24 protein-coding genes and 1 tRNA gene are annotated in these 20,490 nt (G+C 65.0%); 11 read left to right on the forward strand and 14 right to left on the reverse strand.

Going from position 1 to position 20,490, the window contains the following annotated elements:
- Positions 1 to 235 precede the first annotated feature (235 nt).
- Complete coding sequence (locus ABIB42_RS22590; protein ID WP_219861958.1) at positions 236 to 2,113, reverse strand: potassium transporter Kup; 1,878 nt, start codon at positions 2,111 to 2,113, stop codon at positions 236 to 238.
- Positions 2,114 to 2,280: 167 nt separating this feature from the next.
- On the opposite strand from ABIB42_RS22590, the gene rarD reads away from it, so the two are divergent.
- The 3 genes from rarD (at position 2,281) to ABIB42_RS22605 (ending at position 5,703) form a co-directional block, all read left to right on the forward strand.
- Positions 2,281 to 3,162 carry an EamA family transporter RarD gene (rarD, locus tag ABIB42_RS22595; RefSeq protein WP_005663969.1) on the forward strand — a complete coding sequence of 294 codons (882 nt, stop codon included), beginning with the start codon at positions 2,281 to 2,283 and terminating at the stop codon, positions 3,160 to 3,162.
- A 128-nt stretch (positions 3,163 to 3,290) separates the two neighbouring features.
- Positions 3,291 to 4,958, forward strand: coding sequence for an energy-dependent translational throttle protein EttA (gene ettA / locus ABIB42_RS22600; RefSeq protein WP_005663971.1), 1,668 nt, complete (start codon positions 3,291 to 3,293; stop codon positions 4,956 to 4,958).
- Positions 4,959 to 5,145: 187 nt separating this feature from the next.
- Positions 5,146 to 5,703, forward strand: a complete 558-nt coding sequence (locus ABIB42_RS22605) for an REP-associated tyrosine transposase (protein WP_005663973.1) — start codon at positions 5,146 to 5,148, stop codon at positions 5,701 to 5,703.
- Between the two features lie 77 nt (positions 5,704 to 5,780).
- Here the strand turns inward: ABIB42_RS22605 and ABIB42_RS22610 are convergent, their stop codons facing one another.
- The gene (locus tag ABIB42_RS22610; protein WP_005663975.1) at positions 5,781 to 6,353 is read right to left on the reverse strand and encodes a porin family protein; all 573 of its coding nucleotides are present in this window, start codon (positions 6,351 to 6,353) and stop codon (positions 5,781 to 5,783) included.
- Positions 6,354 to 6,529: 176 nt separating this feature from the next.
- Complete coding sequence (locus ABIB42_RS22615) at positions 6,530 to 7,126, reverse strand: alpha-ketoglutarate-dependent dioxygenase AlkB family protein (RefSeq protein WP_184238623.1); 597 nt, start codon at positions 7,124 to 7,126, stop codon at positions 6,530 to 6,532.
- A 63-nt stretch (positions 7,127 to 7,189) separates the two neighbouring features.
- Between ABIB42_RS22615 and ABIB42_RS22620 the strand changes: the two genes are divergently transcribed.
- A complete protein-coding gene (locus ABIB42_RS22620; RefSeq protein WP_005663979.1) occupies positions 7,190 to 7,780 on the forward strand; it encodes a hypothetical protein in 591 nt (196 codons plus the stop codon).
- Positions 7,781 to 7,796: 16 nt separating this feature from the next.
- Here ABIB42_RS22620 and ABIB42_RS22625 read toward each other — a convergent pair whose 3' ends face one another.
- The 7 genes from ABIB42_RS22625 to ABIB42_RS22655 form a co-directional block, all read right to left on the reverse strand.
- Positions 7,797 to 8,159: a hypothetical protein gene (locus ABIB42_RS22625; RefSeq protein WP_005663981.1), complete on the reverse strand. Its 363-nt coding sequence runs from the start codon at positions 8,157 to 8,159 to the stop codon at positions 7,797 to 7,799.
- Positions 8,160 to 8,279: 120 nt separating this feature from the next.
- On the reverse strand, positions 8,280 to 8,657 hold the full coding sequence (locus tag ABIB42_RS22630; RefSeq protein ID WP_219861956.1) for an MAPEG family protein: 378 nt from the start codon (positions 8,655 to 8,657) through the stop codon (positions 8,280 to 8,282).
- A 24-nt stretch (positions 8,658 to 8,681) separates the two neighbouring features.
- Positions 8,682 to 9,512 carry a Rossmann-like and DUF2520 domain-containing protein gene (locus tag ABIB42_RS22635; protein ID WP_219865139.1) on the reverse strand — a complete coding sequence of 277 codons (831 nt, stop codon included), beginning with the start codon at positions 9,510 to 9,512 and terminating at the stop codon, positions 8,682 to 8,684.
- Position 9,513: 1 nt separating this feature from the next.
- On the reverse strand, positions 9,514 to 10,092 hold the full coding sequence (locus ABIB42_RS22640; RefSeq protein WP_219861954.1) for a DUF924 family protein: 579 nt from the start codon (positions 10,090 to 10,092) through the stop codon (positions 9,514 to 9,516).
- Positions 10,093 to 10,151: 59 nt separating this feature from the next.
- Positions 10,152 to 10,895: an MgtC/SapB family protein gene (locus ABIB42_RS22645; RefSeq protein ID WP_071360931.1), complete on the reverse strand. Its 744-nt coding sequence runs from the start codon at positions 10,893 to 10,895 to the stop codon at positions 10,152 to 10,154.
- Between the two features lie 30 nt (positions 10,896 to 10,925).
- Positions 10,926 to 11,186 carry a hypothetical protein gene (locus ABIB42_RS22650; protein ID WP_071360932.1) on the reverse strand — a complete coding sequence of 87 codons (261 nt, stop codon included), beginning with the start codon at positions 11,184 to 11,186 and terminating at the stop codon, positions 10,926 to 10,928.
- A complete protein-coding gene (locus ABIB42_RS22655; RefSeq protein ID WP_219861952.1) occupies positions 11,186 to 13,003 on the reverse strand; it encodes an aminopeptidase P family protein in 1,818 nt (605 codons plus the stop codon). The genes ABIB42_RS22650 and ABIB42_RS22655 overlap by 1 nt, the downstream gene beginning before the upstream one ends.
- A 127-nt stretch (positions 13,004 to 13,130) precedes the next feature.
- Here ABIB42_RS22655 and ABIB42_RS22660 point away from each other — a divergent pair, with 127 nt between their 5' ends.
- Positions 13,131 to 13,715, forward strand: a complete 585-nt coding sequence (locus tag ABIB42_RS22660) for a hypoxanthine-guanine phosphoribosyltransferase (protein WP_219861950.1) — start codon at positions 13,131 to 13,133, stop codon at positions 13,713 to 13,715.
- 3 nt (positions 13,716 to 13,718) lie between these two features.
- Here ABIB42_RS22660 and ABIB42_RS22665 read toward each other — a convergent pair whose 3' ends face one another.
- The 3 genes from ABIB42_RS22665 to ABIB42_RS22675 form a co-directional block, all read right to left on the reverse strand.
- Complete coding sequence (locus ABIB42_RS22665) at positions 13,719 to 14,672, reverse strand: NAD(P)H-dependent flavin oxidoreductase (protein WP_005663998.1); 954 nt, start codon at positions 14,670 to 14,672, stop codon at positions 13,719 to 13,721.
- A gap of 73 nt (positions 14,673 to 14,745) precedes the next feature.
- Entirely contained in the window at positions 14,746 to 15,657 is a 912-nt protein-coding gene (locus ABIB42_RS22670; RefSeq protein ID WP_219861948.1) for an MBL fold metallo-hydrolase, read from the reverse strand.
- 9 nt (positions 15,658 to 15,666) lie between these two features.
- Positions 15,667 to 15,861 carry a DUF1289 domain-containing protein gene (locus ABIB42_RS22675; protein WP_184238604.1) on the reverse strand — a complete coding sequence of 65 codons (195 nt, stop codon included), beginning with the start codon at positions 15,859 to 15,861 and terminating at the stop codon, positions 15,667 to 15,669.
- Positions 15,862 to 16,013: 152 nt separating this feature from the next.
- Here ABIB42_RS22675 and ABIB42_RS22680 point away from each other — a divergent pair, with 152 nt between their 5' ends.
- Entirely contained in the window at positions 16,014 to 16,493 is a 480-nt protein-coding gene (locus tag ABIB42_RS22680) for a hypothetical protein (RefSeq protein WP_219861945.1), read from the forward strand.
- 98 nt (positions 16,494 to 16,591) lie between these two features.
- Positions 16,592 to 17,647 carry an extracellular catalytic domain type 1 short-chain-length polyhydroxyalkanoate depolymerase gene (locus ABIB42_RS22685; protein ID WP_219861944.1) on the forward strand — a complete coding sequence of 352 codons (1,056 nt, stop codon included), beginning with the start codon at positions 16,592 to 16,594 and terminating at the stop codon, positions 17,645 to 17,647.
- Between the two features lie 4 nt (positions 17,648 to 17,651).
- Here ABIB42_RS22685 and ABIB42_RS22690 read toward each other — a convergent pair whose 3' ends face one another.
- Positions 17,652 to 17,882: a cysteine-rich CWC family protein gene (locus tag ABIB42_RS22690; protein WP_429249020.1), complete on the reverse strand. Its 231-nt coding sequence runs from the start codon at positions 17,880 to 17,882 to the stop codon at positions 17,652 to 17,654.
- 95 nt (positions 17,883 to 17,977) lie between these two features.
- Here ABIB42_RS22690 and argB point away from each other — a divergent pair, with 95 nt between their 5' ends.
- The 4 genes from argB (at position 17,978) to slmA (ending at position 20,484) form a co-directional block, all read left to right on the forward strand.
- Complete coding sequence (gene argB / locus ABIB42_RS22695; protein ID WP_005664009.1) at positions 17,978 to 18,907, forward strand: acetylglutamate kinase; 930 nt, start codon at positions 17,978 to 17,980, stop codon at positions 18,905 to 18,907.
- Between the two features lie 68 nt (positions 18,908 to 18,975).
- A tRNA-Thr gene (locus tag ABIB42_RS22700) sits at positions 18,976 to 19,050 on the forward strand.
- 89 nt (positions 19,051 to 19,139) lie between these two features.
- A complete protein-coding gene (locus tag ABIB42_RS22705; RefSeq protein WP_005664011.1) occupies positions 19,140 to 19,898 on the forward strand; it encodes a pyrimidine 5'-nucleotidase in 759 nt (252 codons plus the stop codon).
- Positions 19,899 to 19,905: 7 nt separating this feature from the next.
- Complete coding sequence (gene slmA, locus ABIB42_RS22710) at positions 19,906 to 20,484, forward strand: nucleoid occlusion factor SlmA (protein ID WP_005664013.1); 579 nt, start codon at positions 19,906 to 19,908, stop codon at positions 20,482 to 20,484.
- Positions 20,485 to 20,490 lie beyond the last annotated feature (6 nt).

A 20,490-nucleotide genomic window follows, 5' to 3' on the forward strand; every position in this document is an offset into this window, starting at 1 on the left:
ACCATCGGTAAAAAATTGTCAACAATCTTAGCATTTTTCTGCCATGTCATCTTTCCAGGAGAAAATCATGACACCTGGCCACTCGTCTGCCCGATATCAGGCGAGCCCCTGTGATCGTGGTGCGGGACCGCCATGGCCACGCATGCGGACTGCCGGCAGGCTGCAACATAGCAGAATGACAATCGTACACTGAGATATACAGTTCCAGATCCGTACATCAATGGCGGCGGTCTCCTCAGATCTCGATCTGCGTGCCCAGCTCGATCACCCGGTTGCTGCGGATCTGGTAATAGTCGGCCGCGCTGCGCGCATTGCGCGACATCGCCACGTACAGGTGCTCGCGCCATGGCGCCATGCCGCCGCCCGGGCCCGAGATCACGGTCTGGCGCGCGATGAAGAACGAGGTTTCCATCATCTCGAACGACAGGCCGAGCGCGCCGCAGCGGTCGAGGATGTCCGGAATGTCGGCCTCGTCCTTGAAGCCATAGTGGATGTTCAGCTGGTAGCAGTTGTGGCCCAGGTCGACGATGTCGATCTGTTCCTCGAACGGCACCCATGGCTCCTCGCGCATGTGCACGGTCAGGAACACCACCCGTTCGTGCAGCACCTTGTTGTGCGACAGGTTGTGCAGCATCGCGTGCGGCACGCCGTCGCTTTCGCCGCGCAGGAAGATGGCGGTGCCCGGCACCCGCGTCGGCGGCGCCACGAACAGCGATTCCATGAAGGCTTCCAGCGGTATCGCATGCTTCTGCAGGTTCTCGAACACCAGAGCGCGTCCGCGCTTCCAGGTCAGCATCAGGGTCAGCAGCACGCCGCCCATCAGCAGCGGGAACCAGCCGCCGTGGAAGACCTTGGTGGTGGTGGCCGAGAACAGCAGCACATCGATGATCAGGAAGAAGCCGGTCGCGCCCAGGCAGACCCACAGCGGCATGCGCCAGCGGTAGCGGGTCACGAAGAAGGTCAGCACGGTGGTCATCATCATGGTCGCCGTGACCGCGATGCCGTAGGCGCCCGCCAGCTCGTCCGACGAGCCGAAGCCGACCACGGCGATCAGCACCACCGCCAGCTGCAGCCAGTTGACGGCCGGAATGTAGATCTGGCCGATCTCGCTTTCCGAGGTGTGCAGGATGCGCATGCGCGGCAGCAGGCCGAGCGCGATCGCCTGCTTGGTCATCGAATAGGTGCCGCTGATCGTGGCCTGCGAGGCGATCACCGCCGCCATGGTCGACAGGATCACCAGCGGGATCACGCTCCAGGTGCCGAGCTGGTGGTAGAACGGGTTTTCCACCGCGCCGGGATCGGCGATCAGCAGGCCGCCTTGCCCCAGGTAGTTCAGGGTCAGCGCCGGATAGGCGATCAGGAACCAGGCCATGCGGATCGGCTTGGCGCCGAAGTGCCCCATGTCGGCATACAGGGCCTCGGCGCCGGTGATCGCCAGCACCACCGCGCCCAGCGCGATAAAGGCCAGCAATTTATTGTCCAGCATGAAGTGCGCCGCATGCCAGGGGTTGAGCGCGTTCAGGATCTCGGGCGACTGGACGATGTTGACGATGCCCATCGCGGCCAGCGCCAGGAACCACACCAGCATCACCGGACCGAAGAAGCGGCCGATGCCGGCCGTGCCATGGCGCTGCACGCTGTACAGGGCCACCAGCACCACCACCGCCAGGGGCACCACGTAGTGCGACATGCCGGGCGCGGCCACCTCGAGGCCCTCGATCGCGCCGAGCACCGAGATCGCCGGCGTGATCACGCTGTCGCCATAGAACATGGTGGCGCCGATGACGCCGATGGCCAGCAGCGGGAAACTCCAGCGCGAGTGGCGCGGCACCGAGTTGGTCGCCAGCGCCATCAGGGCCATGATACCGCCCTCGCCGCGGTTGTGCGCGCGCAGCACCAGGCTCACGTACTTGAGCGAAACGATGACCGTGAGCGCCCAGAAGATCAGGGAGATGACGCCGAGGATGTTGGGAGTATTGAGAGGCAGGCCGTGGGTGTCGTCGAACACCGCGCGCAGCGTGTAGAGGGGGCTGGTGCCGATGTCGCCGTAGACGATGCCGACCGCAGCCAGGGTGAGTGCCGCCAGGCTGCTTTTCTTGCTATCTGATGTCAAGATTACACCATCGCTTTTGTATTGGTGCGGCGCACCATAAAATAGTGGCTGAAAAAAAGCAAGAATATTTCGTGGTGCATCATACACCCCTGCAAAAAGAGGCACCCTCCAGCAGCTGCGTACATATTCAGGGATAATGTCATCCCTGCAATCCAGCCCCCACTTCCATGCGTTCCGGAATCATCTACGCGGCCCTGGCCTTTCTCTGCTGGGGCCTGTTCCCCATTTATTTCCACGCGCTGGACGGCGTGCCGCCACTGCAGATCCTGGCGCACCGCATGCTGTGGTCGCTCGGCTTCCTGCTGATCGTGCTGGTGCTGCGGCGCCAGTGGAAATGGCTGAACGTGGTGCGCCAGCCGCGCGTGTTCTTCAGCTTCGTGCTGTCCGCCCTGCTGCTCAGCGCCAACTGGCTGGTGTATATCTGGTCGGTCACCAACCACCACGTGATCGAAGCCAGCCTCGGCTATTTCATCAATCCGCTGGTCAATATCATGCTGGGCTACCTGATCCTGAAGGAGCGCCTGCGCGCCGTCCAGTGGGTGGCGATCGCGATTGCCGCGCTGGGCGTGGCCTGGCTGACCTGGCAGACCGGCACGGTGCCCTGGATCGCGCTGTTCCTGGCGTTCTCCTTCGGCGGCTACGGCCTGCTGCGCAAGACGGCGGCGCTCGGCGCGCTCGAGGGACTGTCGTTCGAGACCATCGTGCTGTTCCCGCTGGCGGCCGCCTATGTCATCTGGCTGACCGTGAATGGCCAGAACGTGTTCATCAACACCGACTCCGACACCACGCGCGTGCTGCTGGTGATGGCCGGCCCGCTCACCGCGATCCCGCTGCTGCTGTTCGCCAGCGGCGCGCGCAAGATCCCGCTGTCGGTCCTGGGCCTGCTGCAATACCTGTCGCCGACCCTGCAATTCCTGCTCGGCGTGTGGCTGTTCAAGGAAGCGTTTACCGCCGATCGCCTGGTCGGCTTCGTGCTGATCTGGAGCGCGCTGATCCTGTTCGCCGGCGAAGGCCTGCTGCGCCGGCCGCCGGCGCCGGCCAAGGGCTGATCCGGCGCAGTTTCTCGCAGTTCCTGTTAATAACCCGCAGGATTTCACCGGCATCGGCCAAGAAATCCTGTGTCGGGCACGGGGTTCTGTCGTATCCTGTGCACCTTAAACAACACCAGAGTCAAAGCATGGCCAATTACGTCTATACGATGAACCGCGTGGGCAAGATCGTCCCGCCGAAACGTCAAATTCTCAAGGACATCTCGTTGTCCTTCTTCCCGGGCGCCAAGATCGGCGTGCTGGGCCTGAACGGCTCGGGCAAGTCGACCCTGCTCAAGATCATGGCCGGCATCGACACCGACATCCAGGGCGAAGCACGCCCGATGCCGGGCCTGAACATCGGCTACCTGCCGCAGGAACCGCAGCTCGACCCGGAAAAAACCGTGCGTCAAGAAGTGGAATCCGGCCTCGGCGAAGCCTTCGAGGCGCAAGCCAAGCTCGAAGCCGTGTACGCCGCCTACGCCGACGAGGATGCCGACTTCGACGCCCTGGCCAAGGAACAGGAACGCCTGGAATCGATCATCGCCGCGGCCGACGGCGGCAACCTGAACCTGCAAATGGAAATGGCCGCCGACGCGCTGCGCCTGCCGCCATGGGACCAGAAAATCGGCGTGCTGTCGGGTGGCGAGAAGCGCCGCGTGGCGCTGTGCAAGCTGCTGCTGTCGAAACCCGACATGCTGCTGCTCGACGAACCGACCAACCACCTGGACGCCGAATCGGTCGAGTGGCTGGAGCAATTCCTGCTGCGCTTCCCGGGCACCGTGGTCGGCATCACCCACGACCGCTACTTCCTCGACAACGCCGCCGAATGGATCCTGGAACTGGACCGCGGCCATGGCATCCCATGGAAGGGCAATTACTCGTCGTGGCTCGACCAGAAGCAGGCGCGCCTGAAACAGGAAGAAGCGACCGAATCGGCGCGCCAGAAGGCGCTGCAGAAGGAACTCGAATGGTCGCGCCAGAATCCGAAGGCGCGCCAGGCCAAGTCGAAAGCCCGCCTGGCCCGCTTCAACGAACTCTCCGAATACGAATACCAGAAGCGCAACGAGACGCAGGAGATCTTCATCCCCGTGGCCGAGCGCCTGGGCAATGAAGTCATCGAGTTCAAGAACGTCTCGAAAGCCTTCGGCGACCGTCTGTTGATTGATAATTTGTCGTTCACCATCCCGCCAGGCGCGATCGTCGGCATCATCGGCCCCAACGGCGCCGGTAAGTCGACCCTGTTCAAGATGATCGCCGGCAAAGAGCAGCCGGACAGCGGCGAAGTCGTGATCGGCAAGACCGCCAAGGTGTCGCTGGTCGACCAGAGCCGCGACGAACTGGCCAACAACAAGACCGTGTTCGAAGACGTCTCCGGCGGCGCCGACATGCTCAGCGTGGGCCGCTTCGAAATGCCGTCGCGCGCCTACCTGGGCCGCTTCAACTTCAAGGGTTCTGACCAGCAAAAAGTCGTGGGCAATCTGTCGGGCGGTGAACGCGGCCGTCTGCACCTGGCCAAGACCCTGCTGCAGGGCGGCAACGTCCTGCTGCTGGACGAACCGTCGAACGACCTGGACGTCGAAACCCTGCGCGCACTGGAAGATGCACTGCTCGAGTTCGCCGGCAGCGTGATGGTGATCTCCCACGATCGCTGGTTCCTGGACCGTATCGCGACCCATATCCTGGCCTTCGAAGGCGATTCGCAGGTTACCTTCTTCGATGGCAACTATCAGGAATACGAAGCCGACAAGAAGAAACGCCTGGGCGAAGAAGGCGCCAAGCCGAAGCGTATCCGCTACAAGCCGCTGACCACCTGATCCGTGGACAGAATGCAAGCGCTTGTTTCGTAAGGGAAAATCCCGCCTTGGCGACCGTCATTGGCGGGCTTTTTACTAGCGGAAATGGAACGGGGTCCGAATGCAAAATATGTAAAACTGTTTGCGATGAGGACTACCGGAAGCTCGTCGACCGCAGCCGCTTCATGCGCGCGGCGTCGGCCAGACCATGCTCGATTACCCTAACAGTTACCGCAATCTTTACCGCGATAACCGCGTCCCCGGCGGGACCTTCTTTTTCACGGTGCGCCTGCTCGACCGCGGCAGTCACCTGTTGACCGAACATATCTCCGCGTTCGGGGAAGCCATGCGGCTGGCGCGTACGCGCCGTCCTTTCCACGTCGATGCCTGGGCGGTCCTGCCCGATCACGCCCACGCCATCTGGACCCTGCCACCGGGCGACCACGACTGTTCCAGCCGCTGGCGGGCGGTCAAGATCGCCTTTTCCAAAGCGCTGCGCAAGACCGGCCAGCCCGGGGTGGACGACGGCGCGGTCTGGGAACGCCACTACCGCCACTACCGGGTCGGCCTGGACGACGATTACGCGGCGCTGGTCGACTATGTCCATACCGACGCCGTGCGCCATGGCCATTGCCTCGAGGCGCGTGAATGGCCGTGGTCGTCGCTGCACCGTTTCATCTCGGCCGGGCATGCGGCGCCCGAACCGTCGATCATCGTGCCGCCATGGGTGCAGCGGCCGCAGGGCCTGGCGCTGGCGCGGCTGTAATCGCCATGCCGCTTGCCCGGATGATCCGACCATGAAAAAAGGCCCCGAAGGGCCTTTTGGCTTGTGAAACGCTCGGCTTAGAACGAGTATTTCGCGCCGATGGTCAGTGCGTTCGGACGCACGCCGAAGTCGCGGGTGCCGCCGAAGCGTTCGTATTCGGCGATCACCGCCACGTCCTGGTTGATGTTGTACTGCACACCCAGGGCGCCGTAGGCGTTGTTGTCGCTGTCGCGACGGTTCAGCGACGCGTTGACCGCTGCCAGTTCGTTCACGTCATGCGACACGCCCAGCTTGGCGTAGCCGACCAGCTTCTCGGTCAGCGGCGAGCTGAACTTGGCGGCGACGTAGGTCGAACGGCCATCGACCTGACCGCTGGCAGCCACTGGGCCCAGGGTGTAGTAGATGTCGGCGCTGCGGTAGTCGGTGTGGCCGACTTCGACTGCCCAGTTCGGGGTGAACTCGTAGCCGCCGAACAGCTTGGCCGATGCCTTGATGGTATCGATGTCGGCGGTGGTTGCACCTGGGACGCGGCTTTCATAATCGGTAGCCACCGCACCGACGCCGACGTAGGCGCGTGGGGTGAATTCTTGTGCCTGGACAGCCGAGACAGCGGCGGTGGTAGCGAGCAGTGCAACGATCAGCTTTTTCATCTCAATTCCTCTTCTTGTTCATCTGGCTCGCGATTCCCAACGAATCGCGATGTGACCAAGATAGCACTGCCGAAAGAGCAAGTCCGTGCCGATTCCGTAAGAACTGTAAGAAAGTGTAACTTAATGACCCGCCGGTTATTAATATTTCCGAGTGGATCGATGAGATTGCAGTCAGTTTAAACGATTTTCCTGAAAGTTAGGTTGACCCGCGCTTGTAACGCGCGTGTCATCTTATTGATGCCATGCAACCAATATTTCTGGGTTTCACCGCGCATCAGCAACAGACTGCCATCGGTCAATTCCAATCGGACAGTCTTTTTGTTGTATTTATGCTTCAGGATGAAGGTGCGGGCAGCGCCCAGGCTGAGCGAGGCGATGACCGGTTGCGGTCCCAGTTCCGGCTCGTCGTCGCTGTGCATGCCCATGCTGTCGCGCTCGTTACGGTAGAGATTCAGCAGGACGCTGTTGAAGCGGTGTCCACTCGCTGCCTCGACGGCCTGGCGCAATGTGTCGAGCAGGGGCGTGAACGGCGCCGGCTGCAGGCGCAGTCCGGAGTAGGTATAGGCCGCGTCGCCGTACCAGGCGCTCAGGCGCGGCTGCAGGTGACGCTTGCCGTACACCACTACCGTTTCCTCGCGCCAGTCGGTCTCGCGCAGCAGGCGCGCCATGACCTCGGCATTGGTCCAGGGCAGTGGCAGCTGGGGCATCCAGGCGAGCTCGCCGTCCTTGAGCGGGATAGGAGTCGGGACGGAGTCGGCAGCGAATAAATCCATCGTCAATATGTGCGCGAAATTCACGGTTATGATGGTGAGCTTTCCACCACGGCGCATTCTCGCATGGACAAACGCCATTTCCTCGGCGCCGCCGTCGTGGCTGGCGCAGCGCCGGCCTTCGCCAGCCGCAGTACGGGCACGGCCCCGGGGCCGACCGCAGGGCCGACACTGCTGACCATCACCGGCGCAATCACGCGCAGCAACCGCGGCGCCCTCGATCCGGCGCTCGACCAGATGATGGCCAAGCAGAAGCTGGCGTTCGACCGTGCCTATGCCCTCGATTTCGCAGCCCTGGCCGCCCTGCCGGCGCGCACCATCCGCCCGACCCTGGAATACGACGGCAAGCCGCACACCTTGCGCGGACCGCTGCTGCTCGAGGTGCTGGCCCAGGCCGGCGCGGAGCCGCGCGATGCCGCCAAGGTGCTGATGCGGGCGGTCGACGGCTATGCCGCCGTGCTGGAAATGCGACAGCTGCGAGCGTGGAATGTCATCGTCGCCACCCACCTGGATGGCAAGCCGATGCCGCTGGGCGGGCTGGGGCCGCTATGGGCCGTGTATGACGCCGACCGGGTGCCGGAGATGGCGGCGCTCCCGCTGGCGCAGCGTTTCGGCGCCTGCCCCTGGGCCCTGTATCACCTGGAAGTGATGGCCTGAGCGAGACGCCAGGGTGTCAGGCGTAGGCTTCGGCCAGGCTCATCACGCGCGGCGCCACCTTGATGCCGACATTGCCGAACAGGGCGTCGATGGCGGCCAGGTTGGCGCTGCATTCCTCCGCCTTCCAACCCTTGAACATATCGGTGCCGTCCTTCTGGAAATGCAGGTCGAGCACCTTGCCCTTGTCGCGGTGAACATAGTTTTGTTGATGGACATTCTGGAAACCCAGTTCGGCCAGGCCGGCAAGCACGGTGTGCGGCGGGTTTTCCGGGTCGGTGGCCAGGAAGACGCCAAAGGTTTTACCCGGCGGCTTGGCTGCGACGTCGACCTCATAGATCCCTGGCGCCTTGGTTACACTCGTGCTCTTCAGAAACAACATATTGTTCTCCTGGCGCGCCAGTGACCATCAGGACGAGACGCGCGATGCTAATTAGTAGTCAGTACTCAAGCATATTTCCATACGGGAACTTTGTCGATCTTTGTATTCGCTTTTTTCGCTTTAGCGCATCAATAAGCCGAAAACTGTGGCGCCGATTAACGCAGCGCAAGCCAGCATGCCCAGAATGAAGCCCGCTTCGCGCCTGGCCGGGTCGCGGTAGTAGCCGAGCGCATACATGATGCGGCCCAGGCACCACAGCAGGCCGCCAGCCGCCCCCCACAGGTCGCCCAGGAAGGTGGCGCACAGCCACAGCGGCACCAGCACCAGCGGCAGCATTTCCAGGGTGTTCATCTGAACGCGGTGGGCGCGCTGGAATGCCTCGGGACCCTCCATCGATGGCGCCGGCACCTTGTAGCGCACGCGGGCGTAGCCGGCGACGCCCCAGGTCCAGAAATAGACACCCAGCACGGCGAGTGTGGCCCAGGCGGTAAAGAACATCGCGTTTTCCTTATTGTGTCGAAGTCATGCAGCAGCGTGCTTGCGCCGCGCCAGATCCGCCGTCAATGGCACCAGCGCCTCGTACAGCCTGCCGGTGGCCTCGTCCCACTCGAGCAGGGCCTGCTGCTGGCGCGCCACGGTCGCATGGTCGCCGCGCGCCACCGGCCCGCTCAGGGCCGCCGCCGGGCCCAGGCGGAATACGTTGGCCATGGTCTCGCTGGCGAGCGGACGCGCCAGCTCGCGCGCGATCGCCTCCGGCACTCCGGCCGCCTGCCAGGCGCGCAGCGCGGCGTCGAGCACCGTGGTCAGGTAATTCGACGCGAACACCGCCGCCGCATGGTAGACCGTCTTGGCCGCGGCATCGATGGGCACGAGGCGCGCGCCGATCGCCTCGAACGCCGGCGCCAGACGCGCCAGCGCTTTGGCCTCGCCCTCGATGCCGCAGAAGGTGCCGGCGAAGTCGCGCGCCACGGCGTCGGGATCGGCGAAGCTGCGGATCGGATGCACGCTGGCCACCAGCGCCCCCTGGTCCGCGAGCGCCTGCAATTCGCCCGACGCCTTGGCGCCGCTGCAGTGGAACACGACCGCGCCGCGGACGTCATGCGCCTGCGCCAGCGCCGCGGCCATCGGCGCGATCTGGTCGTCGTTCACGGCCAGCAGCCAAACGTCGGCCGGACGCAGCGCCGCCAGGTCGGCGCCGGCGCGGCCGGCTCCGATGAAGTCGAGCGCCGCCCGGGCGCTGGCCGGCGAGCGGGTCAGCACGTCCTGCACCACGTAGGCGCCGCTGGCCGACAGCAGGCGTCCCAGCGCCTTGCCGACATGGCCGGCGCCGACCAGGTTGAGGGTCGAGGCCACGTCAGAAACCCGCACCCGGCTTGGCCAGGTAGTCGAGTTCTTCGGGCGTCGAGGCGCGGCCCAGGATCGGGTTGCGGTGCGGGAAGCGGCCGAAGCGCGCGATCACGCCGCGGTGGCGGTGCGCATAGTCGAGCGACTGGCTGAAGCCTTCATGGCTGGCGGCCAGGTCGGTGAACAGCTCGACCGACTGCTCCTGGGTGCGCGCGTCTTCGGCGTGCTCGAACGGCATGTAGGCGAAGGAACGCTCCCACGGGCTCAGGGCCAGGTGCGCGCCCGACGCCACCAGCTGGCGCGCGGCGTTCAGCGCCAGCACGTCGCCGGCGAAGGATTCCGGCGTGCCGCGATAGGCGTTGCGGGTGAACTGGTCGAGCACCAGGATGCGCGCCAGCACGCCGCGCGGACCCTCCTCGTCCCATTCGCGCAGGCCGCCGGCGATCGCGTGGTTGATCGCGGCGCCGAAGCGCTCGCGGATGACGGCGTCGAAGGCGTCGTCCTTGCGGAACCATGCGGCGCGCTGCTGGCCGTGGCCCGGGTCGGAAGACGGCAGGAACCAGAAATCGAGAACTTCTTGTGCGTCCATTGGAAAACCCCGTTTGGCATTGTTATTGGTGTTGCCTGAAGATGAAGATGCGTGGCGCTTCAATTGCGCGCGTGCGACAGCTGGAACGAATCGACGCCGTCGAAGGCGGCCAGTTCGCGCGCCAGTTCGGACAGCGGCGCGCCGGTCTTGCGCGACAGCGCCAGCGCCACGAAGCGCCATTCCTGGCGCCCTTCGTCGCTGCTGATGGTCAGCGAGCTGCCGGCGATCTCGTAGCCGCGTTCGAGCGCCACCTTGCGGATCGCGTCTTCGCGCGGCATGAATTCGGGCCGGAAGCGCATCCGCACCGCCACCGCGTGGCGCGACGGCAGGAAGGTCTCCAGGCGGTTCAGGTAGATCATGATCATCGCCGACAGGAAGGCCAGGCCCATCGCGGCGAGGTAGAAGCCGATGCCGATCAGGACGCCGATCGCCGACGAGGCCCAGATCGAGGCCGCCGTGGTCAGGCCGCTGATATTGAAGCCGTCGCGCATGATGACGCCGGCGCCGAGGAAGCCGATGCCGGTGACCACGCCCTGGATGATGCGGGTCGGATCGATCGGCGCCAGCAGGCCCGCATGGCCGCCGTACCACAGGTCCGGATAGCCGGCCAGGATGGTCAGCGCGGCCGAGGCCATGCACACCAGGCCATAGGTGCGCATGCCGGCGGCGCGCCCGTGATAGGCGCGCTCGTAGCCGACCAGGAGGCCGAGCAGCAGGGCCCCGACCAGGTGCAACAGGATCAGGCCATTGGTGAACAGCTCGTTCTTGGACCAGTAGGCCGCGAACAGGTTGGCTTCCGTCATGCGCGCATCGTGTTCATGGTCGGCCGGCGGTCAGGTTTTTTTCTTGACCAGCTGCTTCTCGAACGCCAGGTCGTTCTTGCTGATGCGCGGCTGCTCCTGCGGACCGAGACCCTTGACGAAGTTGACGAAATCGTCGAGCTCCATCGGCGGGCACAGCGGCGGGCTGCCGGGCGCCTCGGACAGGTAAAAATGGCCGTCGCCGGTGCGCGCCATCGAGTACAGATTGTTCCCGGTGCGCTGCTTCAGGCGCTCGACGGCGGTGCTGGCGCGGGTGGAACGCGAGCTGGCCATCAGATCGCCTCCGTGCGCAGCATCAGCCACTCGAATGCCGGGCCTTCGACGTGCGGCGTCAGGCGCGCGCGCACGGTCGCGTGGTAGTCGTTCAGCCACGCGATTTCGTCGGCGCGCAGCAGGCTGCGATCGATGGGGCGCGTATCGATCGGGCACAAGGTCAGGGTCTCGAAGCCAAGATATTCGCCGAACTCGGACGTCTCGACGTGCTGGTTCAGCACCAGGTTCTCGATGCGGATGCCCCAGCGTCCCGGACGATAGATGCCCGGCTCGATCGAGGTGATCATGCCCGGCTCCATCGCGGTATGCGGCTCCGGCGGCACCGCCGGCGAAATCGTCTGCGGGCCTTCGTGCACATTGAGGAAGTAGCCGACGCCGTGGCCGGTGCCGTGGCCGTAGTCGATGCCGGCGGCCCAGATCGGGGCGCGCGCGATCGCGTCCAGCATCGGCGCGCGGGTGCCGCGCGGGAAGCGCGCGGCCGACAGGTTGATCAGGCCCTTCAGCACCAGCGTGTAGTCGCGCTTCTGCGCGGCGCTTGGCGCGCCGACCGGGATCACGCGCGTGATGTCGGTGGTGCCGCCCAGGTACTGGCCGCCCGAATCGATCAGCAGCAGGCCGTCGCCTTCGATGACGGCGCAGGTGGCTTGTTCGGCGCGGTAGTGCATGATCGCGCCATTGCTGTTGAAGCCGGCGATGGTCGAGAAGCTGGCGCTCACGAAATGAGGACGGCGCGCGCGCGCGGCGGTGAGGCGGGTGTCGATGTCGACTTCATTCAACGGCGCGCGGTTCGGGTCGGCCAGCAGCGGCTCGAGCGCGGCGAAGAATTCGCACAGCGCGGCGCCATCCTGTTCCATCGCGGCGCGCACGTTCACCGCCTCGCTTTCCAGCTTGCGCGACTTGGCGAAGGTGGTCGGGTTGATCGCCTCGACCACGTTCACGCCCTGCGCCACGGCGGCGCGCATGCCGGCGGTGACGCGGCGCGGATCGAGCAGCAGGGTCGCGCCTTCCGGCAGCGATTCGAGCGCGTGCACGGCATTGGCGTACGGCGCCAGGTGCACGTCGTCGGCTTCCAGGCGGGCGCGCACATCTTGCGGCACCTTGCCCTCGAGGACGAACAGGGTCGCGTCGCCGCGGCCGATCAGCGCATGCGCCAGGAACACCGGGTTGAAGCTGACGTCGGCGCCGCGCAGGTTGAACAGGTAGGCGATGTCGTCCAGCGTCGAGATGAAATGGAAGCCCGCGCCATGCGCTTCCATCGCGGCGCGCGTGGCGTGCAGCTTGTCGGCGCGGCTGACGGTGGCGTAGGGCGCGACGTGTTCGAACACCGGTTCGAGCGGCAGCGATGGACGCTCGCTCCAGACTTCGTCGAGCAGGTCGATGTCGGTGCGCAGGGTCACGCCCCTGGCGGCCAGGGCATCTTTCAACAGGCGCGCGCCGGCCAGGCCCAGCACGCGCGCATCGACGGCGGCGGTCTGGCCCGCTGCCAGGTTGGCGGCCAGCCAGTCGACGTGCAGCTGGCTCGCGGCGCCCGGGATCTTCATCAGCGCGATCTCGGAGCCTGCCAGCTCGGTCTCGGCCTGCGTGAAGTAGCGACCATCGGTCCAGACGCCGGCGAAATCGGCGGTGGCGATGAAGGTGCCGACCGAGCCGGTGAAGCCGGACAGCCATTCGCGGCCCTTCCAGTGGCCGGGCAGGTATTCCGACAGATGCGGATCGCTCGACGGGACGATGTAGGCGTCGATGCCGTGGCGCGCCATGGCGGCGCGCAGTTGCGCGAGGCGGCCTGCACGTGCGGCCTGGAATTCGTTATGGGACATGGCTGATGCGTCGGTTTTGTTTTCCAAGCCACGTATCATACGCCGCAATCCTCCCGAATGGCCAACGGGAACGCATGGGTCCGACGGATGACGCATAATGGTCCCGCACTCAACTGAACTGAAGACCATGCACGATTTCCACCATGAGCGCGCGCGAGCGCTACTGGCGAATGCCACCCAGATCGTCGAACCCGTCGAAGTCAATGCCGCCGTGCGGCGCGTCGCCGACGAACTCAATGCCCGTTTCAACGCCGAGGGCGCGGCCGAATTCCCGCTGGTGCTGGGGGTGATGGGCGGCGCGGTGGTGTTTACCGGCCACCTGCTGCCGCAACTGACCTTCCCGCTCGACTTCGACTACATCCACGTCAGCCGCTATGGCGACGAAGACCGCGGCGGCGAGATCGTGTGGAAGGTGATCCCGCGCCAGAACGTCGTCGGCCGCAAGATCGTGGTAGTCGACGATATCCTGGACGAAGGCGAGACCCTGGCCCACGTCAAGCAGCGCCTGCTCGACATGGGCGCCGCCGAAGTCGTCGTCGTGGTGTTCGCCGACAAGGACCTGGGCCGCGCCAAGCCGATCCAGGCCGACCTGGTGGGCTTGACCCTGCCCAACAAGTTCGTGGTCGGCTTCGGCATGGACGTGTATGGCTACTGGCGCAACCTGCCGGGCTTGTGGACCATTCGTCAGGAAGACCTGAAGCAGGCGGATTGAGTCTTACAGCGCCAGCCGCGCCCGCGCGGCGTCGTACTCGCGCTTGAGCCGCCCGACCATCTCGGCCACCGTCGGCACGTCGTCCATCAGGCCTACGCCCTGGCCTGCGCCCCAGATGTCGCGCCAGGCCTTGGCCGCGCCCGAGCCGAAGCTCATCTTGCTCTTGTCCGATTGCGGCAGGTTGTCCGGATCCAGCCCGGCCGCCACGATCGATTTTTTCAGGTAGTTGCCGTGCACGCCGGTGAACAGGTTGGTGTACACCACGTCCGCCGCGCTCGATTCGACGATCGCGTCGCGGTAGCCGTCGCTGACGTTCGACTCCTTCGTGGCCAGCCAGCGCGAACCGATGTAGGCGAAGTCGGCGCCCATCGCCTGCGCCGCCAGGATCGCGTCGCCGGTCGCGATCGATCCGGACAGGGCAATCGGCCCCTTGAAGAACTTGCGCACCTCTCCCACCAGCGCGAACGGCGACAGCGCGCCGGCATGGCCGCCGGCGCCGGCCGCCACCAGGATCAGGCCATCGACGCCCGCCTCCAGCGCCTTCTCGGCGTGCCGGATCGAGACCACGTCGTGCAGCACGATGCCGCCATACGAGTGCACCGCATCCATCATCTCGCGCGGCGGCGCGCGCAGCGACGAAATGATGATCGGCACCTGGTGCTTGACGCACACCTCGACGTCGTGCGCCAGGCGGTCGTTCGATTGATGGACGATCTGGTTGACCGCGATCGGGCCCACTTTCGCGCCCGGATTGGCGGCCGCGTAGTCGGCCAGCTCGCGCTGCAGGTCGGTCAGCCAGGTGTCGAGCAATTCGGCCGGACGCGCGTTCAGGGCCGGGAAGGAACCGACGATGCCGGCCTTGCACTGGGCCGCCACCAGGGCGGGACCGCTGGCGATGAACATCGGCGAGGCGATGACGGGAAGGGACAGGTCTTGCAACGCGGCGGGCATCGGCATGAAAGGACTCTCGGTGTTGGGTATCGGGCCATTATAGCCCCAGAAAAAGAACGACCGTGCTAGATTTCTTCCTCTAAAGATCGAGCAACATCTCCCCCTCGATGCGCGCCGCGCCGGCGCGCACCAGCGCTGCGGCTGCCCATTGCGCCAACGCATCGGCATCCAGTCCGAGCACGGTCGGCCGCACCCGCTCGACCAGCGGAATCGATGCGAGCAGGCGCGGCAGCGTGGCCACGGCAATCTTCCCACGCTCCAGCAACAGGAACTTGAGCAGCACCTTGACCGCGTTGCGTGCATTGCGTGTCGGATCGGCCGCCAGGTAGTCGAGGCGCGCCCTGGCCCGCGCCAGGGCCGCATCGACGTCGCCGAACACGGGCCCATGCCCGGGAATGACCACGCGCGGCGCCAGGCTGCCGATCAGCTCGAGCGTGGCCCCGACCTCGTCGAAGCCGGGCTCCCCGGCCAGCTCGGGGAAGATCACGCCGAAGCCGTCCTGCCACAGCGCGTCGCCGGACACCAGCACGCCTTCGTCTGCACAAAAGATGAGCAGCGCATGCGGATCATGGCCAGGCGCGGCCAATACCTGCCAGCGCAGGCCGCCCAACGATAAGGTGTCGCCCGGCGCCAGCACGCCGTCGAAGCCGAAACGCGGGCATTGCTGGCCGGTGGCGCGAAAACTCAGCGCCGCTTCGTCCCAGCGCGCGACCTTGTCGGCTTCCGGCGCGGGGATCGCGGTGTGGCAGCCGTAGGCGGCCTGCAGGGCCGCGTTGCCGCCGCAGTGGTCGGAGTGCAGGTGGGTGTTGAGCAGGCGGTCGAGCGGACGGCCGCGCAGCAGGTGGCGCACCAGCGCCAGCGTCTGCGGCGCATGGGTGACGTAGCCGCTGTCGATCAGGGCCGTGTCGTCAGGCCCGATCAACAGGACATTATTCGACGACAGCCAGTTGCGCTCGAGCACATGAATCGACGGCGGCAAACGCAGGTCCATGGCGCGCCCTTACTCGCCGAACAGCCCGGCTTCGCGGCGCCGGATCTCGGCCCAGATCGCGCGCTTCTCGTCCTCGCTGGCATTGCGCCAGGCGCGGATCTCGTCGATCGTGCGCATGCAGCCCTCGCACAAGCCGGTTGCCGGCACCATCTTGCAGATATTGATGCAGGGCGAAGGGACGGGAGTGTGCAGTTCTGGAGCCATTGCCTGATGCCTGAGCGGATATGTGTCGGAGGCGGCATTATCGCGCGTCCGGCAGTCCAGCGCCGTTTTTGCTTGTGAGTCACTATACTCGTCAATACGCACTGTCTTTGGAACAGTGTCGCATTGATTCATGTTGCTGCACGAGGTGACCCATGAACATTCGTTTCATCATCGCGAGCGCCCTGTTGGGCGTGTCCGCCACGGCGTCGAGCCAGGTGTTGTCGCCCGATGGCTACGGCAAGATCGGGTTCGGCCAGCGGCTCGACCAGGTCGAACGCACGCTGGGCCAGCGCGCCACGCCGCGGCCGCTCGATCCCTCTTGCCCCATCGTCCGCTTCAAGCGTTATCCACAGGTGAGCTTCATGGTCGAGAACGGCGTGATCGTGCGCGCCGACGCCAGGACGGTGGTGCGCAACAGCGCCGGCGTCACGTCGCGCATGTCGGCCAAGGATGCGTTGCGCCATGCTCCCGGGCTGCGCAGCGAACGCCACAAATACGACGAACAGGGCCAGTACCTTGTCTTGCCCAAAGGCGAGAACAAGGCCCTGATCTTCGAAGCCAGCAAAGGGAAACTGACGACCATGCGCGCCGGCATCAAGCCGGCTGTCGACTACGTGGAGATGTGTGGGTAAACAGTCGCAGAAATACTGCAACAACAGACGCTCGGCAACGTTTGACAGGTTGGTGTAAGCTCGTGGCGTGAAATTGTGCACTGCACAAAAGGAATGCCATGAAACTCAACCGACTACTGATGAGGCAGCTAAGCGGGGCCGTCCGATCGCTGTTGCGATCGGGACCGGCCACGCCTGGCGCCGCCGTGCAGCAGGCCATGAAGAACGCGGCAGCCGTGCAGCGCGTGGCCGAGCGCCAGATGCGCGACTTCGTCATGCCTGCCCCTGCCCCTGCCCGTGCCCCTGCTCCCGCTCCTGCGCCGCCGGCGCGCGAGCCATTGACCGGCAGGTTCGAGGACGGCCATCACATGAACGCCGCCGGCCGCCGCGAGTACAAGCTGTATGTGCCTGGCAGCTATACCGGTACGCCGGCGCCGCTGGTGGTGATGCTGCACGGCTGCACCCAGGACCCGGAAGATTTCGCCACCGGCACCCAGATGAACGTGCTGGCCGAAGAGATCGGCTGCCTGGTGCTGTATCCGGCCCAGAGCAAGGGCGCGAACCTGTCGCGCTGCTGGAACTGGTTCAATGCGGTCGACCAGCGCCGCGACGAAGGCGAGCCATCGATCATCGCCGGCATGACGCGCTCGATCATGGCCAGCCATGCGGTGGACCCAAGCCAGGTGTATGTGGCCGGCCTGTCCGCCGGCGGCGCGATGGCGACCATCATGGGCACGCTCTATCCCGACCTGTATGCGGCGGTGGGCGTGCATTCCGGCCTGCCCTTTGCCTCGGCCAACAGCCTGTCGTCGGCGCTGGCGGCGATGAAGGGCGACTTCCGCCGCAGCACGACGAGCGCACAGCCCTTGCCGATCATCGTCTTCCACGGCGACCGCGACACCACCGTGCATCCGGCCAATGGCGAGGAAGTGGTCGCGCAAGGCGCGCGCCATCTGGCGCAGCCGGGCACCGCCGAACCGGGTCGCGTGCCCGACGGCCATGCCTACACGCGCACCTTGTATCCGGACGAGGACGGCATGGTGCAGGCCGAACACTGGCTGGTGCATGGCGCCGGCCATGCCTGGTTCGGCGGCAATGCGCGCGGCAGCTATACCGATGGCAAGGGACCGGATGCGAGCCGCGAGATGATGCGTTTCTTCCGCACGCGGCGCTGAGCTGTCAGTCGGTCGTTGGCGCGACTGGCAAGGCGACTGGCAATGGGTGCGCGGCAATATGCGCGCGCAGGCACGCCGGGCACCAGCAGCCGGCCGCCTCCTGCGGCACGGCCACCGCCGGCGGCAAGGCCGTGCACCAGCAAGCTTCGGTGGCGCCGTCGGCCATTGCACATCCGAATTCGGCGCCGCAGCGCGTGCAAATACTCATAACTGATAAAGTACCGATTGCTGCCATAAAATACAACAGGACACCGCCCTTTCCCCACAAGGTTTACGCTGTTTTTACGGCATTTGCCTGTAAAATCTCGCGACATTTATTTCGGACCCTCCATGAACGCTCAAGTGACCAGCCTGAAGACCGACGACCAACCTGACGACTTGACTGCCGTGTCGACGGCGCTGAAGGCGCAGATCCTGGCCGAGGCGCTTCCCTACATCCGCAACTTCCACGGCAAGACCATCGTCATCAAATACGGCGGCAATGCCATGACCGACGAACGCCTGAAACACGGCTTCGCGCGCGACGTCATCCTGCTCAAGCTGGTGGGCATGAACCCGGTCGTGGTCCACGGCGGCGGCCCGCAGATCGACAATGCGCTGAAGAAGATCGGCAAGCAGGGCACTTTCGTGCAGGGCATGCGCATCACCGACGAAGAGACCATGGAAGTGGTGGAGTGGGTGCTGGGCGGCGAAGTTCAGCAAGACATCGTGATGCTGATTAACCACTACGGTGGCCAGGCAGTCGGCCTGACCGGCAAGGACGGCGGCCTGATCCGCGCACGCCGCATGGCGATGCCCGACAAGGAAAAACCGGGCGAGTTCCTCGACATCGGTTTCGTTGGCGAGATCGAGGCCATCAACCCGGCCGTCGTGAAAGCGCTGCAGGACGACGCCTTCATCCCGATCATCTCGCCGATCGGTTTCGGCCAGGACGGCCAGGCCTACAACATCAACGCCGACGTGGTCGCCGGCAAGATCGCGGAAATCCTGAAAGCCGAAAAGCTGATCATGATGACCAATATCGCCGGCGTGCAGGATAAGGCGGGCAATCTGGTGACCGACCTGTCGGCGCGCGAGATCGACGAAATGTTCGCGGACGGCACGATCTCGGGCGGCATGCTGCCGAAGATCTCGTCGGCGCTGGACGCCGCGAAGTCGGGCGTGAACACCGTGCACATCATCGATGGCCGCATCGAGCACTCATTGTTGCTCGAAGTCTTGACCGAACAGGCTTTTGGCACTATGATCCGGTCTCACTAAATTTTTTGTGACGGGGAAACCCCCACAGAAAATGTCGTTACGGTGGGCATTGCCCACCGCATCTACCCGCCCTTGTAGCTCAGTGGTAGAGCACTCCCTTGGTAAGGGAGAGGCCACGTGTTCAATCCACGTCAAGGGCACCATCTCCCATCCCCTGTTTTACCCCGCTCCATGACGTCGTCAGGCGCCGCTGGCATAATCGCGTGTTGCATCTTTTGCGAGCCGATTACCCGTGTCTACTTCTTCCCTCCAAGCCCCAGTCTGGCTGTTCGACCTCGATAACACCCTGCACGACGCCTCGCACGCGATCTTCCCGGCGATCAGCGCCAATATGAACACGTATATCGCGCGCGTGCTGAGCAGCGACGGCGTGCCGGCCACGCAAGAGATGGTCGATGCCGCGCGCCTGGGCTACTGGCAGCGCTACGGCGCCACCCTGCTCGGCATGATGCGCCACCACCAGGTGTGCGCCAGGGATTTCCTGCACCAGACCCACGACATCGGCCCGCTCGACGCCCTGCTGCGCGCCGAGCGCGGCCTGGCGCGCCTGCTGCGTCGCCTGCCTGGCCGCAAGATCTTGCTGACCAATGCGCCGAACAGCTATTCGACCGAGATCGTGCGCCGCCTGAAGCTGCACAACCATTTTTCGCACCATGTGGCAATCGAGCACATGCACGTGCACGGGCAGTTGCGGCCGAAACCGTCGAAGCTGATGTTGCGCCGCCTGCTGCGCAAGCACGGCATCGCGGCCCAGCGCTGCATCCTGGTCGAAGACACGCTGGCCAATCTGCGCACCGCGCGCCAGCTGGGCCTGCGCACCGTCTGGGTCACCCAATACCTGCGTCACACCGCCCGGATGAGCGATCCGATTGGAAAAGCGCCCCTCCCGAGGACCCTGAAATGCCCCGGTTACGTCAATGTCAAAGTAAAATCCGTGCGGCAACTTCCGACGCGGCTCTCCGGGCTGCGCCGCTCCAATAACAACTCCTAGGGATCCCATGGCAAGCACGAAGCCAGGCCAGCGCAAGCTGCAAATCCTCCAGGCCCTGGCCTCGATGCTCGAGCAGCCCAAGGGCGAGAAAATCACCACCGCCGCGCTCGCGGCGCGCCTGTCGGTGTCCGAAGCGGCGCTGTACCGCCACTTCGCCAGCAAGGCGCAGATGTACGAGGGACTGATCGAGTTCATCGAGTCGTCGGTATTCGGCGTGATCAACCAGATCACCGAGAAAGAAGACAGCGGCCTGTCGCAGGCGCACGCGATGCTGCAGATGCTGCTCGGCTTCGCGGCCAACAACCCGGGCATGACGCGCGTGCTGATCGGCGATGCGCTGGTGAATGAAGACGAGCGCCTGCAACTGCGCATGAACCAGTTCTACGACAAGGTCGAACTGGCCTTCAAGGGCGCCCTGCGCCTGGCCGTCACCCAGGGACACGGCCAGGAAGCCGACGTCGCCGCGCGCGCCAGCCTGCTGGTGAACTATGTCACCGGCCGCTGGCACCGCTTCGCGAAGACGGGCTTCAAGCTCAATCCAACCGAAGGCACGTCGCTCCAGCTGTCCCTGCTGCTGGCGGCGTAGAATCGG

Source organism: Massilia sp. UYP32, from assembly GCF_050434365.1.
Taxonomy (GTDB): domain Bacteria; phylum Pseudomonadota; class Gammaproteobacteria; order Burkholderiales; family Burkholderiaceae_D; genus Telluria; species Telluria timonae.

Excerpts from the sequence above, each read along its gene's own strand:
- ABIB42_RS22670 (WP_219861948.1), bottom strand. The coding sequence starts at position 15,657 with ATGGACCTGCGTTTGCCGCCGTCGATTCATGTGCTCGAGCGCAACTGG.
- ABIB42_RS22625 (WP_005663981.1), bottom strand. The coding sequence starts at position 8,159 with ATGTTGTTTCTGAAGAGCACGAGTGTAACCAAGGCGCCAGGGATCTAT.
- argB (WP_005664009.1), top strand. The coding sequence starts at position 17,978 with ATGAACGCTCAAGTGACCAGCCTGAAGACCGACGACCAACCTGACGAC.
- ABIB42_RS22645 (WP_071360931.1), bottom strand. The coding sequence starts at position 10,895 with ATGACGGAAGCCAACCTGTTCGCGGCCTACTGGTCCAAGAACGAGCTG.
- rarD (WP_005663969.1), top strand. The coding sequence starts at position 2,281 with ATGCGTTCCGGAATCATCTACGCGGCCCTGGCCTTTCTCTGCTGGGGC.
- ABIB42_RS22690 (WP_429249020.1), bottom strand. The coding sequence starts at position 17,882 with ATGGCAGCAATCGGTACTTTATCAGTTATGAGTATTTGCACGCGCTGC.
- ABIB42_RS22680 (WP_219861945.1), top strand. The coding sequence starts at position 16,014 with ATGAACATTCGTTTCATCATCGCGAGCGCCCTGTTGGGCGTGTCCGCC.
- ABIB42_RS22665 (WP_005663998.1), bottom strand. The coding sequence starts at position 14,672 with ATGCCGATGCCCGCCGCGTTGCAAGACCTGTCCCTTCCCGTCATCGCC.
- ABIB42_RS22650 (WP_071360932.1), bottom strand. The coding sequence starts at position 11,186 with ATGGCCAGCTCGCGTTCCACCCGCGCCAGCACCGCCGTCGAGCGCCTG.
- ABIB42_RS22675 (WP_184238604.1), bottom strand. The coding sequence starts at position 15,861 with ATGGCTCCAGAACTGCACACTCCCGTCCCTTCGCCCTGCATCAATATC.
- ABIB42_RS22660 (WP_219861950.1), top strand. The coding sequence starts at position 13,131 with ATGCACGATTTCCACCATGAGCGCGCGCGAGCGCTACTGGCGAATGCC.
- ABIB42_RS22685 (WP_219861944.1), top strand. The coding sequence starts at position 16,592 with ATGAAACTCAACCGACTACTGATGAGGCAGCTAAGCGGGGCCGTCCGA.
- ABIB42_RS22610 (WP_005663975.1), bottom strand. The coding sequence starts at position 6,353 with ATGAAAAAGCTGATCGTTGCACTGCTCGCTACCACCGCCGCTGTCTCG.
- ABIB42_RS22640 (WP_219861954.1), bottom strand. The coding sequence starts at position 10,092 with ATGGACGCACAAGAAGTTCTCGATTTCTGGTTCCTGCCGTCTTCCGAC.
- ABIB42_RS22630 (WP_219861956.1), bottom strand. The coding sequence starts at position 8,657 with ATGTTCTTTACCGCCTGGGCCACACTCGCCGTGCTGGGTGTCTATTTC.
- slmA (WP_005664013.1), top strand. The coding sequence starts at position 19,906 with ATGGCAAGCACGAAGCCAGGCCAGCGCAAGCTGCAAATCCTCCAGGCC.
- ABIB42_RS22615 (WP_184238623.1), bottom strand. The coding sequence starts at position 7,126 with ATGGATTTATTCGCTGCCGACTCCGTCCCGACTCCTATCCCGCTCAAG.
- ABIB42_RS22605 (WP_005663973.1), top strand. The coding sequence starts at position 5,146 with ATGCTCGATTACCCTAACAGTTACCGCAATCTTTACCGCGATAACCGC.
- ettA (WP_005663971.1), top strand. The coding sequence starts at position 3,291 with ATGGCCAATTACGTCTATACGATGAACCGCGTGGGCAAGATCGTCCCG.
- ABIB42_RS22620 (WP_005663979.1), top strand. The coding sequence starts at position 7,190 with ATGGACAAACGCCATTTCCTCGGCGCCGCCGTCGTGGCTGGCGCAGCG.
- ABIB42_RS22655 (WP_219861952.1), bottom strand. The coding sequence starts at position 13,003 with ATGTCCCATAACGAATTCCAGGCCGCACGTGCAGGCCGCCTCGCGCAA.